The 16280-nt window shown below is 60.5% G+C and carries 13 protein-coding genes; 8 read left to right on the forward strand and 5 right to left on the reverse strand.

Annotation, left to right across the window (positions count from 1 at the left end; all coding sequences use genetic code 11):
- Window positions 1-14: 14 nt before the first annotated feature.
- Window positions 15-464: a hypothetical protein gene (locus HNQ65_RS12950; protein WP_184339967.1), complete on the reverse strand. Its 450-nt coding sequence runs from the start codon at window positions 462-464 to the stop codon at window positions 15-17.
- Window positions 465-584: 120 nt separating this feature from the next.
- On the opposite strand from HNQ65_RS12950, the gene HNQ65_RS12955 reads away from it, so the two are divergent.
- From HNQ65_RS12955 to rpsU, 3 genes are all read left to right on the forward strand, one after another.
- Entirely contained in the window at window positions 585-1094 is a 510-nt protein-coding gene (locus HNQ65_RS12955; protein WP_184339968.1) for an FHA domain-containing protein, read from the forward strand.
- Between the two features lie 167 nt (window positions 1095-1261).
- Entirely contained in the window at window positions 1262-2533 is a 1272-nt protein-coding gene (locus HNQ65_RS12960) for an adenylosuccinate synthase (RefSeq protein WP_184339969.1), read from the forward strand.
- A gap of 77 nt (window positions 2534-2610) precedes the next feature.
- Window positions 2611-2853, forward strand: a complete 243-nt coding sequence (gene rpsU, locus HNQ65_RS12965) for a 30S ribosomal protein S21 (protein ID WP_184339970.1) — start codon at window positions 2611-2613, stop codon at window positions 2851-2853.
- 79 nt (window positions 2854-2932) lie between these two features.
- Here rpsU and HNQ65_RS12970 read toward each other — a convergent pair whose 3' ends face one another.
- Window positions 2933-5338, reverse strand: a complete 2406-nt coding sequence (locus HNQ65_RS12970) for a heavy metal translocating P-type ATPase metal-binding domain-containing protein (RefSeq protein ID WP_184339971.1) — start codon at window positions 5336-5338, stop codon at window positions 2933-2935.
- A gap of 183 nt (window positions 5339-5521) precedes the next feature.
- Here HNQ65_RS12970 and HNQ65_RS12975 point away from each other — a divergent pair, with 183 nt between their 5' ends.
- The gene (locus HNQ65_RS12975; protein WP_184339972.1) at window positions 5522-6406 is read left to right on the forward strand and encodes a polyphosphate kinase 2 family protein; all 885 of its coding nucleotides are present in this window, start codon (window positions 5522-5524) and stop codon (window positions 6404-6406) included.
- A gap of 56 nt (window positions 6407-6462) precedes the next feature.
- On the opposite strand, the gene HNQ65_RS12980 is transcribed toward HNQ65_RS12975, so the two are convergent.
- Window positions 6463-9309, reverse strand: a complete 2847-nt coding sequence (locus HNQ65_RS12980) for a PVC-type heme-binding CxxCH protein (protein WP_184339973.1) — start codon at window positions 9307-9309, stop codon at window positions 6463-6465.
- A gap of 92 nt (window positions 9310-9401) precedes the next feature.
- On the opposite strand from HNQ65_RS12980, the gene HNQ65_RS12985 reads away from it, so the two are divergent.
- Complete coding sequence (locus HNQ65_RS12985; RefSeq protein WP_221306152.1) at window positions 9402-9947, forward strand: hypothetical protein; 546 nt, start codon at window positions 9402-9404, stop codon at window positions 9945-9947.
- Here HNQ65_RS12985 and HNQ65_RS12990 read toward each other — a convergent pair.
- The gene (locus HNQ65_RS12990; protein WP_184339975.1) at window positions 9944-11431 is read right to left on the reverse strand and encodes a hypothetical protein; all 1488 of its coding nucleotides are present in this window, start codon (window positions 11429-11431) and stop codon (window positions 9944-9946) included. The two genes, HNQ65_RS12985 and HNQ65_RS12990, sit on opposite strands and share 4 nt — an antisense overlap.
- A gap of 40 nt (window positions 11432-11471) precedes the next feature.
- Entirely contained in the window at window positions 11472-12896 is a 1425-nt protein-coding gene (locus tag HNQ65_RS12995) for a Gfo/Idh/MocA family protein (protein WP_184339976.1), read from the reverse strand.
- 111 nt (window positions 12897-13007) lie between these two features.
- Here HNQ65_RS12995 and HNQ65_RS13000 point away from each other — a divergent pair, with 111 nt between their 5' ends.
- The 3 genes from HNQ65_RS13000 to HNQ65_RS13010 are packed head-to-tail and all read left to right on the forward strand — an operon-like array spanning window position 13008 to window position 16082.
- A complete protein-coding gene (locus tag HNQ65_RS13000; protein ID WP_184339977.1) occupies window positions 13008-13979 on the forward strand; it encodes an ABC transporter substrate-binding protein in 972 nt (323 codons plus the stop codon).
- Complete coding sequence (locus HNQ65_RS13005) at window positions 13976-15355, forward strand: sensor histidine kinase (RefSeq protein WP_184339978.1); 1380 nt, start codon at window positions 13976-13978, stop codon at window positions 15353-15355. Before HNQ65_RS13000 ends, HNQ65_RS13005 begins: the two co-directional genes overlap by 4 nt.
- Window positions 15356-15392: 37 nt before the next feature.
- Window positions 15393-16082: a response regulator transcription factor gene (locus HNQ65_RS13010; protein WP_184339979.1), complete on the forward strand. Its 690-nt coding sequence runs from the start codon at window positions 15393-15395 to the stop codon at window positions 16080-16082.
- Window positions 16083-16280 lie beyond the last annotated feature (198 nt).

Below are 16280 nucleotides of genomic sequence, written 5' to 3' on the forward strand. Positions count from 1 at the left end.
TCAGGTATTCAAAATCAGGCGGCTGCCTTAAGCACTTCGTGCGTGTGGATCGCAGGATTCACGATGTCGCGCACAAACTGGGCAGGTTCCGCGCCTTCGCCAAAGACGTAGATGCGGGTGCGCAGCGTCAGCTTTTTGATCTCAAAGCCCGGATTTGGCGTGCCCCGGTAGTAGTTGAGGATCATCTCCTTCTCCAGGTCCAGCGCCGCGCCTTTCATGCCGTATTCCAGCACAAAGGCGGCCTTGGCAAACGCGGGCTCTCCGCCCACGCGGGCCTCCTGGCTGATGGAGTCGATCAGCACCTTGTCCACAAAGGCCTTCAGCGCGGCCTCGTCTCCTTCAAACTCGATCTTGTACACCCGGCCCTCGCGGTACTTCAGCGGCAGCGGATGCGGGGCATACAGCAGCTTGTGGCAGTCGCTTTCAGTGTCGAATTTACCGAGGATTTCAAAAATTTGGGTCACAGTGGTGGCGGGGATGGTTGCCCCCTCCCTAGCGGAGAACACCGCCCCGCGCAAGCCCGCAGCCAGGTCCTGTGAATCCCTCTTGCCACTCCAGCCCCGGCCTGCTAGAACTGCGCTGTTATGCCCCGAATTCAATTCACCACTCCTGAAGGTGCTTCCGGCACACTCGAACTCGACTCTGAACGCATGTCCCTGGGCCGCGCTGACGACAATCAGCTCGTGATCGCAGATGAATCCGTTTCCAGTCATCATGGTGAAGTCTCCTTCGACGGCAGCGGCTGGACCCTCACCGACCTCGGTTCCACCAACGGCACCAAACTCGGCGGCTCCCGTGTGGAAAGCATTCAGCTCACCGCAGGTGGTGCCTTCCAGCTCGGAAACGTCAACTGCGTGTTTATCGGAGACGAAGCCGCTGAGGAGGATGCCTATTCCGCCCCCACGATCATGGTCTCCGCACCAGCCAGCGGCGGCTACGGCAGCCAGCCCTACAACGGAAAGCTGCGCCAGGGCTTTGGCCCGAAGGTGAAGGAAAAGAACCCCGGCGGCGCCTTGCTGACCCTGCTGGGCGTCGTGGGCCTTCTGGCATGCGGTGCCGCTGTTTATTTTGCCAATCAAATGGGAGTCAACTGAGACCGAAACATCCGTAAACATCATCTGAGCACGCGCTCGCTTTCCGGGTCTTTTTGCGCCTGGATATTCCAGCGGTCATTACACCGCCGTGGCACAGCCTGCGCGTCACAAAAAACCCCTCGCGGGCCCCTTCCCCAAGGCACCGCCATCCCCTGAAAAAAGAATCCATGTCCAATACAGTCATTGTCGGCGCCCAGTGGGGCGATGAAGGAAAAGGTAAAATCGTTGACTACCTCACCGAAGGAGCAGACGTCGTCGTGCGCGCCGCAGGCGGCAACAACGCCGGCCACACCGTGATCAGCGGCGGCACCAAGTACATCCTGCACCTCATTCCCTCCGGCATTCTGTGGAAGGACAAGGTCTGCGTCATCGGCAACGGCGTGGTCATGGACCCCATCGGCCTGCTGGAAGAAATGGCCAAACTGCGCGGCCAGGGCGTGTCCATCACGCCTGAAAACCTGCTCATCAGCGAAACCGCCCACTTGGTGATGCCCTACCACCGTGGTCTGGACAAGGCCCGCGAAGCCAAGCGCGGCGACAAGAAGATCGGCACCACCGGACGCGGCATCGGCCCGGCCTACGCCGACAAGGTGGAGCGCGACGGCCTGCGCACCGTCCTCATGACCCAGCCGGAGATCTTTGAAGAAGAGCTGCGCGACCGCCTGGCCCGCCACAATGCCACCTTTGCCGAGCTGGGAGTCGATCTTGTGCCAGTGGAGGAAACCGTGAAGGTCATGCTCGAAGCAGCCCGCACGCTGGCCCCGCACATCACCAACACCACCGTGTATCTGCACGAAGCCATCAAGGCCGGTAAAAACCTGCTTTTTGAAGGCGCGCAGGGCACCTACCTGGACATCGACCACGGCACCTACCCCTTCGTCACCTCCTCCAACACCACCTCCGGCGGGGCCTGCACCGGCTCTGGCGTGCCTCCGCGCATGATCGACAAGGTGGTGGCCGTGGGCAAGGCCTACACCACCCGCGTGGGCAGCGGTCCCTTTGTGACGGAAAACGACGACATCGGCGACATGCTGCACAACATGGGCCGCGAATTTGGCGCCACCACCGGCCGTGCCCGCCGCTGCGGCTGGCTGGACGCCGTGCTGGTGCGCTACGCCGTCATGCTCAATGGCGCGGATGAGCTGGCCATCACCAACCTGGACGGCCTCGACGGTCTGGACACCATCCAGATCTGCACCGCCTATACCCTGCGTGGCAAGACCATCCACTATCCGCCCAGCACCGCCGCCGATCTGGCTGCCTGCGTGCCGGTGTATGAAACCCACCAGGGCTGGAAGCAGGATCTCAGCGGCATCAAGAAGTTCTCCGACCTCCCACCGCTGGCCAAGGCCTACCTCAAACGCATGGAGGAGCTGACCGGTGCCCGCATCTCCCTCGTTGGCGTGGGTCCGGACCGCGAACAGACTCTCATCGTTTGAGGTCACATTCCATTTGACGTCCGCCCTCATTCCCCTACTTTCTCGGCCCTTTTCCCAAACCTACCCAGACCCCGTCTATGACCGAAATTCAGATCCGTAAAGGCGAGCCCGTTGACCGCGCTCTCAAACGCCTCAAGACCCGCCTTGAAATGGACGGCATCCTTGAAGAAGTCCGCCGCCTGCGTGCGCATGAGACCCCCAAGGAGCGCACCAAGCGCAAGGCCCGTGCCGCAGCCAAGCGTGGCAAGATCCGCTACCGTTTCACCATGCCGAAGGCTCCTGGTGCTGCTGAAGCTCCTGCCGTCACCGCCGCTGTCTAATCCAGCCTAGGGAAAAGAATCCATTTAAAAGGGCGGGTGAACAAACCCGCCCTTTTTCGTGCCTTCATCTCAGCGCCGGTCAGGCGGCCGCAGGCACGGGCTCCAGTTCGGCAGGCAGGCTTCCCACTCTGCGCGCCTGGGCCGTGGCCCGGCGGAAAGTCAGGGCCACCAGGGAGAGCGTGCACAGGGAGCTCAGCGGCATGAGCACCGCCGCCACCAGCGGGTCCAGATGCCCGGCCAGCCCCACGATGGCGGTGGCGATGTTGTAGCTAACCGAGAAGGCAAAGACGCGGCGCGTGGCCACGCGGTGCATGCGCGCCACCGTGAGCAGCCCACTGACAAACCGCAGACTGTGGCCCAGGAAGAAGAAATCCGCCTTCTGCTCAAGAAAGCTGCGCCCCGTGACTGGACTGCCCGCACACAGCGCGGCATCAAAGGCCAGGCTGTCATTGGCCCCGTCTCCCACATAGAGGGTGTCATCGCGGTTGCGCTCGCGCAGCCAGGCGGCCTTGGCCTCAGGCGTCAGCTCGGCCTGCCAGCAGGAAGTCGGCAGTTCCAGCTTGCGGGCGATTTCAGCCACCTTGTGCGCACGGTCGCCGCTGAGCACGCAGACCTCGATCTGCTGCGACCTGAGCTGGCGCACCTCCTGCACAGACTCCGCACGCAGCTCGTCGCGGAAGCGGAAGGCGGCGCAGACAGCGCCAGCCCGCGTCAGCACGGCATCTCCGGTGCCCGCCACCTCGGGTCTGCCCAACCGCCACTCACACCCGGCTGCATCCACAAACGAGAGCCCGTGGCCCACCGTCTCCTTCACCATGCCCGTCATGGGCGTGGTGGCATCAGCAGCAAAGGCGACGGCATCAAACAGGCTGCGGCTGACCGGATGGAGGTTCCCTGTCACCAGATGGCGCAGGGCCGCACGAGCCTCGGCATCCAGAGCACGCAGCACCTCGGGATTTTCCAGCACCGGATTCTCCAGAGTGAGGGTGCCGGTTTTATCAAACACGACGCGCTTCACGCGCAGCAGCCGCTTCCAAAGGCCCAGCGTGCGCACAAAGACGCCCAGCTTTTCGGCACGAGAGGCAGCCATCTCCTCCGCCAGCGGCACCGCCACGCCCAGCGCGCAGGGGCAGGACACCACAAAGATGGAGATCATGACCTGCAGCGCCTGCGCCACCGCAGCCCCATGCCACCACCACCAAAGCGCACCCGCAGCGCCTACGACGACCACCACGGCCAGATAGCCCCGCAGCAGCCGCTCCAGCCTGAGATCGCGGAATTCGGCCTCCTTTCGCGCATCCAGCAGACGCCGCAGGGTGGAGTCCTCCCACGTTTCGACTGCTTCCACTTTCACGGCCTCGGTGCCGATATTGAGCGCGCCAGAGGGCAGCAACTGACCTTCTTCGCGGGCCTGCGCCTCGCTCTCGCCATTGATCCACTCCAGGCTCACGGAGGCATCCCGGCTGAGCAGTTTGGCTGCCACGGGCACGGTCTGTCCGGGTTTGACCACAAAGGGCATGCCGCCGCGCAGATCCGCCACTGGCTTCATTTCTTCGGCACCTTCATCATTCAAAACGCCTACCGTCTCAGGGATGGAGGTGTCTCGCATAAGGCGGCGGCGATTGCGCTCCACAGCAGCCTGCTGCGCCCAGCGGCCCGTGAGCATGAGGAAGATGAAGATGGCGACAAAGTCGAAGTACTTCAGCCCCTCCACGCCACCGATCCAACCGCCGATGGACCCCACATAAGCGGCGGTGACGCCGAGCGCGATAGGGGTGTCGATGTGCAGCACGCCCGCACGCAGGCTGCGCCAGGAGCGCTCGATGAAGTAGCTGCCGCCCACCGCCATGGACAGCGTGGCGGAAAAGGCCGCGATGAGCTCAAACCAATGCGCGAAGGCAAAGTCCGGCGGCATGTCGAAATACCTGGGGACGGAAAACGCCATGGCATTCATGGCAAAGGCACCGCACACGCCCATACGCCGCGCCAGACCGGAGGATTCCTTGCGCCCGGCATCCTGCAGCGGAGGCCCCAGAAGGTAGCCAAAGCTCTGCAGCTCGCGCGCCAGAGTCACGGCATCAAATTGCCCGCGCTGCCACATGAGTCGCATCTCCCCATGCACCACGTCCACCATCACGCGCAGGGCGCCTGGCTGGCGGGAAAACAGCCTCTCGATGAGCCAGACGCAGCCCACGCAGGAGAGCCCCTGCACGGCAAGGCGCAGCTCCACGACGTCCCCTTCCCCGGTGCTATCGGCCGTGGTCTGCATCAGGTTCAGCCACTCGTAGTCACGCTCCCGCAAAGCCTGCGGTGCCACGGGCGGCAGGGCGGCGGAGCCTTTGAGATTGTAGAAGTAGTCCAGCCCCTGCTGATGCAGGAGGTCATAAACATAGCTGCAGCCAGCGCAGCAAAACCCATCGTCGCGCCCTGCCGGTACCGGCGAGCCGCAATGGGTGCAGTTAAGGGATTTGTGAGGCGCGTTCATCACATCATCACTTTCCACAGGCGGGCGGCGGACTCTCTGCACAGCTTGGCATAGAGCGCGCCTGCTTTGCGCAGCGTGCAGGCCGGACCGGGATGTGTCAAGACCAGCCAACCTTCAGTCACTTCTCTCTGTTCATTGCATCGCATTGCGCTTAATCGTACTTTAATTCCATTTTCTTCCCCTATGAAGCTCAAGCTCGACCTCGATGATTACCGCGTTCCCGACGGCAAGGAATTCCGCATCAAGAAGGCGAAGACGAAGGTGAAGAGCCTCTACCGGGATGACGCGCACTACGAGTCCCTCATCGCCGAATTCCGCACGGAGATCGACGACCTGCAGCAGAAAATGTATGCGCAGGACCGGCAGGCGCTGCTGCTTGTTTTCCAAGCCATGGACGCCGCCGGCAAGGACAGCACCATCAAGCATGTGATGAGCGGCGTGAACACCCAGGGCGTGGAGGTGCATGCCTTCAAACGCCCCACCTCTGCCGAGCTGGACCACGACTTCATGTGGCGCACCACCCGCGTGCTGCCCGCACGCGGCCGCATCGGCATTTTCAACCGCAGCTACTACGAGGAGGTGCTCATCTGCCGCGTGCACCCGGAGATCGTGACCAAGATCCAGCGCCTGCCGGAGAGCACGACGAAGAATCTGGACAAGCTCTTTGCTGATCGCCTCAAGGACATCCGCAACTTTGAAGCCTACTGCCAGCGCAACGGCATCCTGGTGCTGAAATTCTTCCTGAATGTCTCCAAGTTCGAGCAGAAGAAGCGCTTTCTGGCCCGCATCAACACGCCCAGCAAGAACTGGAAATTTGAAGAGGGAGACGTGGGGGAGCGCGCCCACTGGAAAGAATACATGGAAGCCTACGAGGATGCCATCCGCGTCACCGCCACAGAAGAGTGCCCCTGGTATGTCATCCCGGCAGACGACAAGAAGAACATGCGCCTCATCGTCAGCGCCGCCATCCTGGCCGAGATGAAGAGCATGAAACTCAAATACCCCGAACTGCCGCCCGAGCAGAAGAAGCACCTGCAGGCCGCCAAGCGCATGCTACTGGCAGAGTAGTGCGGGCAATCCTGCCCGCCACAACACCGCATCGCTTACGGGCAAGATTGCCCGTGCTACTTCAGAGTCCGCAGCCAGGCCACGAGGTCGAGCAAGTCGGCTTCGGGCATGGTCTGGTCCAGGCCCTGGGGCATGAGGCTGGTGGTGAGCGTGGTGTCGCCAGCGATGGTCTGGTGAGCGATGGTCTTTTCCTGACCGGCGATGTCCACCACAAGCAGCCCTTCGGCGGTGTGAGATTTGATCACGCCCAGTGTCTGCTGGCCGTCACTTGTTTCGATGATGTGCGCCTCGTAGTCGCGCGCCAGGGTGTTGCTGGGGAAGAGGATGCTCTCTAGCAGATCGCGCTCCGTGCGGATGGCGCCGATGTGGGAGAGATCAGGGCCGATGGGGCGGCCCGCGGAGCCGATCTTGTGGCAGGCGATGCAGGTGCCCTTCCCCATTTCAAAGTTTTTCTTCCCTTTCTCCGCATTGCCGCTGGCGACCACTTTATCCGCGAGCGGTCCAAGCTGACGCTTTTTGGCCTCAGATGCCGCCACAGCCGCGTTGTAGGCAGGCAGGAGGATGGTTTCAAAAATCTCCGGCGGCTGATCGCTGAAGGCGGTGCGGTACACGCTTTCCTGCTGACTGGCGATCACCGGATTTTTGGCGATCTCAGTGGCCAATGCGCGACCGACCTCCAGTTCCTTCGATTTGCGCACGATGCCCAGCAGCGCCTTGAGCTCGACCGGCCCCAGCGTGGCAAACAGCGGCGCGAGTTCTAGAAGCTGAGGCTTAGCCAAGGGTGCACTGGCGATCATACCTGCCGCCTGAATTTTTGCCGCTGAGGAAGAGGCAGCATCTGCCAGCACCCCTTTGACCATCGTGAAGGTTTCGCCGGTGAGTTTGACGGACTTAGCCGCATCCAGCGCCTTGAGCCGGATGGCGAGAGGGCGCTTGGTGTCGTTGGCAATAGCTTGAAGCGCGGCGTCGAAACGCGGTGTTTTGAGTTTCTTGATGGCATCAAAAACAGCAGGTGCAGGTGCTTCGGCGAGCAGTTTGTCCAATGCCGGAAGCCATGCCTCATTGATGGCTCCTGTGGTCTGTACTGCCAGAATGCCAATGGCGGTGCCGCGCACCTCGGGTGAAGCATGCACCAGCATTTTAGTGATGAGACTTTGCGCGCCTGGCTTCATCACCAGCATGGAGCAAAAACCGGAAAGAGCCTTGAGACGATGCGGTGTCAGACGGACGCCATCCAACCACGCGTTCATCTGAGCGGCGGCCTTGCTGTCAGCATCTGGCTGAGAAACGGCAAAGGCCAGCGCCGCGGCGGCCAGATCGGCATCCGATGAATCCAGCGCCTTCATGGCCACCTCCAGTGCCGCATCTTGATCCGCCGCGCTTTCGGCATTGAAACCTTGCAGCATGCGTCGCAGCGCCATCGGCTCGGTGCAGTCTTTTAGTGCCTGGACGTTCACAGCCTTCTGTTTTTCTCCCGCATAGATCACCGCGTGTTCCAGCGAAGGATCCAGTTTCTCATTCATCAGCTTCAGCAGCGCAGACTTGGCGGCGCTGTCTCCATGCGGAGCACGTGCCACAACGGCCAGCGCATGCAGCCGCGTGTGTGCGTCGGCTGATTGGAGATCCACGAGAGCCTGTTTCAGATCTCCTGGATATTCGATGACCAACGGCTTGGGTGCTACCACCTGAGGCTTCACCGATTTGATCCGATACACCGCACCCAGCAGATCCGACTTGGCCATCAGGCTCGACGGGCAGCCGATGCGGAACCAGCCGCCGGTGTCCAGCAGGATGAGAGAGCCGTCGCGCGGGTCTTCCATGACATCGGTGAGATGGATGTCGGGGTTGTAGAGCTTGAGGAATTCATTCTCCACGGCCTTGTAGGTGCTGCCGCTGGGGGTCAGCTCCATGCGCACGAGGCGCTGGGTGTTGAAATGTGTGACCATGAACTGCTGTGCGCTCGTGTTTTTCGTCGGATAACCCTTCCAGAAGCAGCAACCGCTGACCGCCACGTGGCCGAAATTGTACATCACGGGCATGGTTTCCAGTGTGCGTGGCAGGTGGGAGATGGCCTTGAGCTGGTCGCTGCGCTCATACACACCGCCGTAGAGCCAGTGGATGATGGTGTCTCCACGCGGCTGGGAGTAGTAGAGATTTTGTACGCCGATGATGTCGCCATCGCGTGTGAAATCGACTTCCACCGGATTGTCTCCGCAGCCGAGCGAGTGCCAGGCCACATCGCTGCCGTCAGGCTTGCAGCTCCAAATGCCGCAGGCGAGTGATTCATCCACCAGCGAGCCGTCCTTCTGCACCACCTTGTGGCCTTTGCGCCCGTGGCACCAGTAGAGGCGACCGTTTGGATGCAGGAAGGGACCGTGAATGTCAGCGGCGTTCCCTGTGTAATCAAAGCCGCCCACAATCATCTCGCGCTGATCGGCCACGCCATCATTATCGGTGTCCGTGAGCTTCCAGATGCCGGGTGGCGAGCCGACATAGAGCGAGCCATTCAGCCAGCAGGCCCCCTGGGGAAAAGTCATCTTGTCGGCAAAGACCGTGCTCTTGTCATAGCTGCCGTCCTTGTCGGTGTCTTCCAGCAGCAGCACGCGGTTTGGCGGGTTTGCTTCGAGCTGCGCCTTGTTCCAGTTCACGCCCACGGCATCGCCGATGAAGAGGCGGCCCTTGTCATCCAGGCAGCCCATGATGGGATGAGTGACGAGCGGAGAGGCGGCTACGACTTCCAGCTGATAGCCCTCTGGCAGATCATGCTTGGGCAAAGCGAGTGAGGATTTGCCGGAGATGACGACAGGCCGCATGCCGCTTTCAGGAATGGTGCCGCCCTTGTCCGGCGGCAGGTCGGCGGCGATGACGGGGACGGCAAGAAGGAGAAAAAACGGCAGGCGCATGGGGCATGTACGCAGCGAAAACACAGCTTGTGTCGGCGCATTCACACACCCATTGACTTTCTTAACAAAAAAGCACATACAACCCCATGGAAATGGAAATCAATCCTTACGCAGCTCCCCAATCCCAGATACTCCAAGCGACTTCTTCGGACGAGCTCATCCGTCAGGAGCACATCAATACTGAGGCGACGCTCAAGTCTGTGGGTATTCTCTACTACCTCGGCGCATTCGTTTTGACCCTGATGGGTGGCATGGCCCTTTTTGGCTCACTTATGAACGGGGAAACGGCCTCCGTGTTGCTCGGCCTGTTCTTCCTCATCATCGGCGTCACCCAGGGTGTGGCGGCCTACGGCCTGAGGCGGCTGCAAAGCTGGGCTCGCGTACCCACCATCATTCTTTCCTGCATCGGTCTTCTCGGCTTTCCTCTGGGGACATTGATCAATCTCTACATCCTTGTGAAGGTGGCGGGCAAGCAGGGAAAGTTTATCCTGACGCCGGAATATCAGCGCATCGTCGCCGCCACGCCGCATGTGAAGCGAAAGACTTCCATCGTCATGAAGATTGCCCTGGCGCTGCTCTTTATCATCCTTCTCGGCATCATCATCTCCGTCAGCCTCAGCCAGCTCAAACAGTACTAGAGCCGCCGCACTTCCTGCACCTCCAGGCCGGTGAGCTTCCATTCTTCCTTCATCGGGGTGACGGTGATGCGCGCATTGTAAATGTTCACCCGAGGGTGGCTGTGCCCCCAGTGGCCGACGATGCCACGTGCCATCCAGTTGCAATCTGCCATGAAGCCAGGCCCTTTGGGATTGGGCAGCACTTTGTCCACTGTGGCGGAAAATTCGGCGATGGTCACACGCGTTCCCTCGCGTCCATCCAAAGTCAGCGCCTGGATGGTTTCCAAGTAAAGGCGGCGCAGCAGCTCGCCGTCCACGCTGCGGGCCAGGACGTCATACACCTCGGATTCGGCATGGTGGTCAAAGGCGCGGTAAACATTTCTCAGCAGCGGAGAAACGATTTTCTGCGCCTCTGAAACCTCTGTGATGGCGGGTGCCGAGCCCGAGCCGGTCTGGATGGGGATGACCAGCATCTGGCTCATGAGCACCGCGCCAAGCAGCCATACAAACACATAAGGCAGGCTGCCGCCGGGGAGCTTGCGATCCTTGACCTTGAGGAAAATGTAAAAGAGCAGGCCGGCCAGAAACCAAAAAATGCCCCCGGCAGGCACAAGCAGAGGCTCCTGCAGCAGGATCTGCGGCACGGCGGCCAAGGGCGCAGGACGCGGCATGCGCCCCTGATTGCGCCAGCGGTAGCTCTTGAGGGCGGCGAGCAGCTCACCGCTCTCACTCTGGGACCCAAAGAAGACACGCAGCGGCAGCTTGGTGGTGCCTTTGATCCAGCCTTTCCAGGTGACATTCAGCTCTTCCGGGCCCGGTGGCGTGGCAAACTCCCACATCAGGCCGACAAGCGCCTGATTCATGGCCACGGAGTCACCTTCTTTCATTGGCAGGGTGTTTCCTGGCAGACCTTTGATGACCGAAGCCAGCGGCTGGGGCACAGGCAGAGGCTGATCTCCGGCGCTCATGCTGCACCAGGCCGAAGCACGGGCCACCATGGTGTCGGCAAGCTGCTTTTGCTGATCTGGGGCGAGCGCCTCCGGCAGAGCCACTCCAGGGGTCAGCCAGTCCATCACGGTGGCGGCATCAAAGATCACCTCAAACCGGGTCTGAAACGGCTCGATGTAGAGATAGGCCTGCGCGATGGGGCCCGAGATGGTGACCGTGCTGTTGGTGGGCAGCGGAGGCGGTGCGGCAGGTGCCTGCGCCTCAGTGGATGGCGCAGCCTGGGGAGCTGGTGCAGCGGCCTGAACCGGAACCGGAGCCAGAGCCGGCACTGTGGCAGCGGGCGGCGGCATCACAGGAGCAGAAGACAGCCCCAAATCGCCTGAGGGCTTGGGCACCGCGCCCGTCCCACCCAGTGATGGCAGCGTCTCCAGCGGCTTCAAAGGGCCTACCTTGATGGTATCCTGCGCCCGCATGCCCACCGGCACGGCTGCTCCCAGGGCCAGGGTGACCGCCAGGACAAGACCGCGCCAATCAGTTGTCGGGAAGAATTTGGGCATGCGAGGATATATGATGAGGGTGTGACAAATCGCGCCAGGATCAGAGAGCCCAGGGCTTGCGCCACTCCTTGGAGAGCAGTTTTGAGGCCGCCATGTTGTCTGCGATCGTTTCTGTTTTCGGATCCCACTTCAGGCTGGTGCTGCCGCTGCGCAGGGCGACATTGGCCAGATGCGCGATGCTGATGCTGCGGTGCGAGACCTCGATGGGGGTGGCCGTCGGCTTGCCGTCGTAGATGCAGGAGAGGAAGTTGTCCGTATGATCCTTGCTCTCGTAGAGATGGATCTCTTCAGGACGGGTCTTCTCGCGCAAAATGTCGGGATTGCTGGCGGTGATCTTGCCGCGGTTGACGTAGATCCACTTGCCCTCGTCGCCCTCAAACATCACACCCACGTGGTCAAAGGGCTTCTTGGCGTTTGGATTTTGCAGGACTGCCTCCACTTCAGGCATCAGCTTGTGAGTGGGGCTGGCCACATGCATGACCACGCCGTTTTCATACACGCATTCAAAGGAGAACTCCGTGGCGGTGTTGTAGAGCGCGGTCTTGTCCATGACACCGGAGACATTTCTGAGCTCCACCGGACCCGTGAGCTGCGTGCCCATGCCCCACTGGGCGATGTCGATGTGATGCGCGCCAAAGTCGGTGATCATGCCGCCGCTAAAGTTGAAATTGTGCCGCCAGTTGAGCGGGAGAAGCGCCGGGCGGTAATCGATCTGCTCCGCCGGGCCAAGCCACATTTCATAATCAAAGTCGGGAGGCAGAGGCGCGGGGTTGATCTGGTCGGCCATGCCGTTCCAGTTGCTGTGACCGCCGGGCAGGCCCACTCGCACCCGCTTGAGCTTGCCGATGCGGCCATTCTGAGTCAGCTCGCAGGCGAGACGGAAGTACTGGTCGCTGCGCTGCTGGCTGCCCGTTTGCCAGGTGACTCCGGCTTTGGCCACTTCATCGCTCATGCGGCGGCCTTCGGCCACATTCAGCGCCAGCGGCTTCTGGCCGTAGATGTGCAGCCCCTTGCGTGCGGCGTAGATGGCCATGTAGGCATGCCAGTGGTCCGGGGTGGAGACCTGCACGGCATCCAGATCTTCCTTTTCAATCATCTCGCGAAAATCAGCGTAGGCCACGCAGCCTTTCGCAGGCTTGCTGGCAGACTGGGAGTAGTGTGCATCGATGACTTTCCGCCCCGCCTCACGCCCACCCGTTTTCTTGCCATCGTAGCCGTAGTGGCCGTATTCCTTCATGGGATCCGCCACGGCAATGACCTGGCACTTGTCGTTGTTGAGAAAAGTAGGCGTCCAGTCGCTGGCGATCGTGCCCCAGCCGATGGCCCCTACGGTAATGCGTTCCGAAGGCGCAGGGCGTCCGCCTTTGCCGAGAGCTGTGGCAGGAATGATGGTGGGAAAGCCAAGCGCGGCAGCGCTGGAAACCAGAAAACGGCGGCGGGTAAAGGCGGTGGGGACAGTGCTCATAAAGTAACAGCTTATAGAATGCTCATTCTTAGGCGAGAAAGAAATCACAAACCGCGCCTCGTGTGCAAGCAAAGATGGACAGCCCCGCCGCATTTATAGCAAGATGAACCGATGAATATTTCGAAGGCTCTTCTTATGCGCCTGCTGATCCCCATCTGTGCGCTGCTGCTCATTGTGGCGGCATTTTTTCCGTATGAAGAGAACAAGCACCGCCTGAGGATCGCACCAGGCATGTGGCCGGCTGCAGAGCCTCTGCTGCTGGCGGGAGACATGCAGATGCTGCCGCCGGACCGCTTCCAGATCATGGAAATTCCGTGGTCGTCCGCAGTGATGCGGGCTTTTGGCAGCGGGGCAGCGGACGTGGTGGTGGTGACGCTGGAGGGGCTGATGCGCATGCGGGCTGCCGGGCAGAAGCTCAAGGCGCTCATGGTGCTCAATCAGTCCGTCGGAGCAGATGCCATCCTGACCCGGGAGCCCATGCAGCAGCTGGCAGACCTCAAAGGCAAACGCGTGGGCATTGAGCGCAGCTCAGGCATCTACATCCTCATCAGCGCCCTGGAAAGCGCAGGTCTGACGATGCAGGACATCGAGCCTGTGCCGATGTTGCAGTCTGAAATGGAGCTGGCGCTGCAGAGCGGACAGGTGGATGCCGCAGTGGCCACAGAACCATGGCTCACCAAACTGCAACGCTCTGACCTGCACAGTCTTTATGACTCCACCAAGCTGAAAGTTCCCATCATCTACCTCCTGGTGGCCTCCGAACGCGCCTGTGCCAGATCCCGGGAGGATCTGGTATCCCTGCTCAAAATCCAGTCTGAGATGGCGGAACAACTCTGGGCTCAGTCGTCATTTCCGGGCATGGATGTGGTACAACGCCGGGAGCGACTGGATGCGGGCGAACTGAAGTCATGCCTCAGCAAGCTACACAAAGTGAGCAAGGACGAAAACAAGGCGATGATGCAAAGACTGCCGGAAATGGCGAAGCAGATGCAGGAGTCTCTGCTCAGAGACGGCGTCATCCTCTCGCGGCCCGCCAAGGGCGAATGGATCAACACTTCCATCAGCGAGGAGGCATTCCATTGATCTTTTTCCGTTCCATTCAAAGCCGAATCACCCTGAGCGTATTGCTCTTCGGCCTGCTGATGATCCTGTTTAACAACTGGAGAAACAAGGACTGGCTGACAGAGCGCCAGATCGAGCGCATGACGCAGGAAGCCGCCGACACCGGCAGCCGTCTGGCGGGCCTGCTGCAGCATCTCTCGCGCAAGCAGCAGGAACGTGCCGCCGAACTCGAGATGTCCTACGTCTCACTCTCCCCGGATGTGGATCTGGGATTGGTGTGCAACAAGGAGGGCCAGGTGACATGCGCCACGCACATGCAGTGGTATCACATGAATGTGCAGCAGACACCGCTGGCGGAGGAGTGGCGTCAGCACAGCAGTGTGCTCACCTCGATGGAGCCCGCCGTGGAATGGGACTCCGAGCAGAAAAACCTCTTTGTGATGGTGCCCTTTTTTGAGACCTACGAGACCACCAGCCGGGCGGCGGTGCTGATCCGCTACAACTCCACCCTGGCGCTGGAACGCGTCAGCGAGGAGGCCTGGCACGAGTCTGTGAGACAGGCCGCGGTGCTGCTCGGCTCCTGCATGCTTCTGTGGTTTGTGCTGGATGAACTGGTGACACGCCGGGTAAGAAAAGTCGTGGACATCCTGCGAGATGCCAGCAGCGGCAAAGGACCACCCGAAGTGCTGAAAGGAAAAGACGAACTCTCGCTGATCTCCCGCGAGTTTGCAGGCACCATGGAAAAGCTGCGCATCGCCGAAAACATGGTGCTGGAGGCGGCCGAGCAGGAGCGACGTAAGATTGGAAAAGATGTGCACGACGACCTCTGTCAGCGCCTCTCAGCCACCAAGATGAAAGCCGAGGTCATGCGCGGAATGATCAAGGACAGCGAGGGCAAGATAGCCAGCCTGGCCGGACAGGTGGCTGACGAGCTCTCTGAATCCACCGTCATCGCACGCAGCATGGCCTGGGGCCTGGCGCCGGTGAGCATCGAAAAACATGGCCTGAAGGACGCCCTGGAAAACATCATCCGATTTGCCGAAAAGTCATACAACGTGCGCTGCTCCCTGGACTATACCGATGTGAGCAGCAGTCTGACCAACAGCTCCAAGGAACTGCTCTTCCGCATCGCACAGGAACTGGTGGTCAATGCCTGCAAACATTCCAGCCCCCAAGTCGTCAGCATCACTGTGAGAACTGAGGATGACCACATTGTGCTGAGCATCATTCATGATGGCTCCGCCTTTTCCGAGCCTGCCGAGGGTGGGAATGGAATGGGGTTGCATCTGCTAAGCCAGCGCCTGCGTACCCTATCTGCAACACTGGAAAGAACGAGTGAAACGGGAACAAAGGATTTCCAGATTGCGATCGTGCGCATTCCGTTAAACAATCCTTGAACACCGCGTCACAGCAAACCTCCAACCCAACGCGCCCATGAAAGTAAAATCGCCCTCGAACGTCACCCGTGTAGCCATTGTGGATGACCATACCATGATGCGTGAAGGCTGGCGCCTTTTTGTCGAAAACGCCACCGATCTCGCCTTTGCCTGGGTGGCGGGAGATGCCTCCGAAGCCATGCGCAAAGTGGACGAAGACACGCCGGATGTTTTGGTGGTGGACATCTCACTGCCAGACCGCTCAGGACTGGAACTGATCAAGGATCTCCGCCTCCTGCGCCCAAAGATGCCCATGATCGCCATCTCCATGCATGATGAGAAACTCTACGCGCAACGCGCCCTCAAGGCCGGAGCACGGGGCTACGTCATGAAGAGTGCGCCTCAGAAAGATCTGGAGCAGGCACTACATCGTGTGGCGGCAGGTGGCATTGCCGTCAGCGAGGAGATGTCCGAAGAAATCCTCAAGGCGTTCTCTTCCGGCCACTCCGCCGAGCCCAAAGATTCCATCTCTGAACTTAGTGACCGCGAGTTTGAGGTGTTTGTGCTCATCGGCCAGGGGAAAACGACCGGCCAGATAGCCGAAGCACTGCGCATCAGCACCAAGACTGTGGATGTGCACAAGATGAACATCCGCACGAAGCTGGGCATGAACGAGAGCGGAGAGCTGGCCTACTTTGCCATCCGCTGGGCTGAGGGGCAGAAGACCACCTCAGACCGTCAAAAGTAAACGGTGATGCAGCCAGGGGCTGTAACGCAGTCGTCAGCCCCGAAAAACAACGGTGCAGATCATCCGACATAGGATGATACGGAAACACTGTGTCCAAGCAGTAAAAAGACATTCCAAGATCTGACACCACGCGGAGCTGAAATTCAGGACATCCTGGCACGAGCGTGTTGAAGAAGGAATGGGAACGCAGAACTCCCA

The organism is Prosthecobacter vanneervenii, assembly GCF_014203095.1.
Classification (GTDB): Bacteria; Verrucomicrobiota; Verrucomicrobiia; order Verrucomicrobiales; family Verrucomicrobiaceae; genus Prosthecobacter; species Prosthecobacter vanneervenii.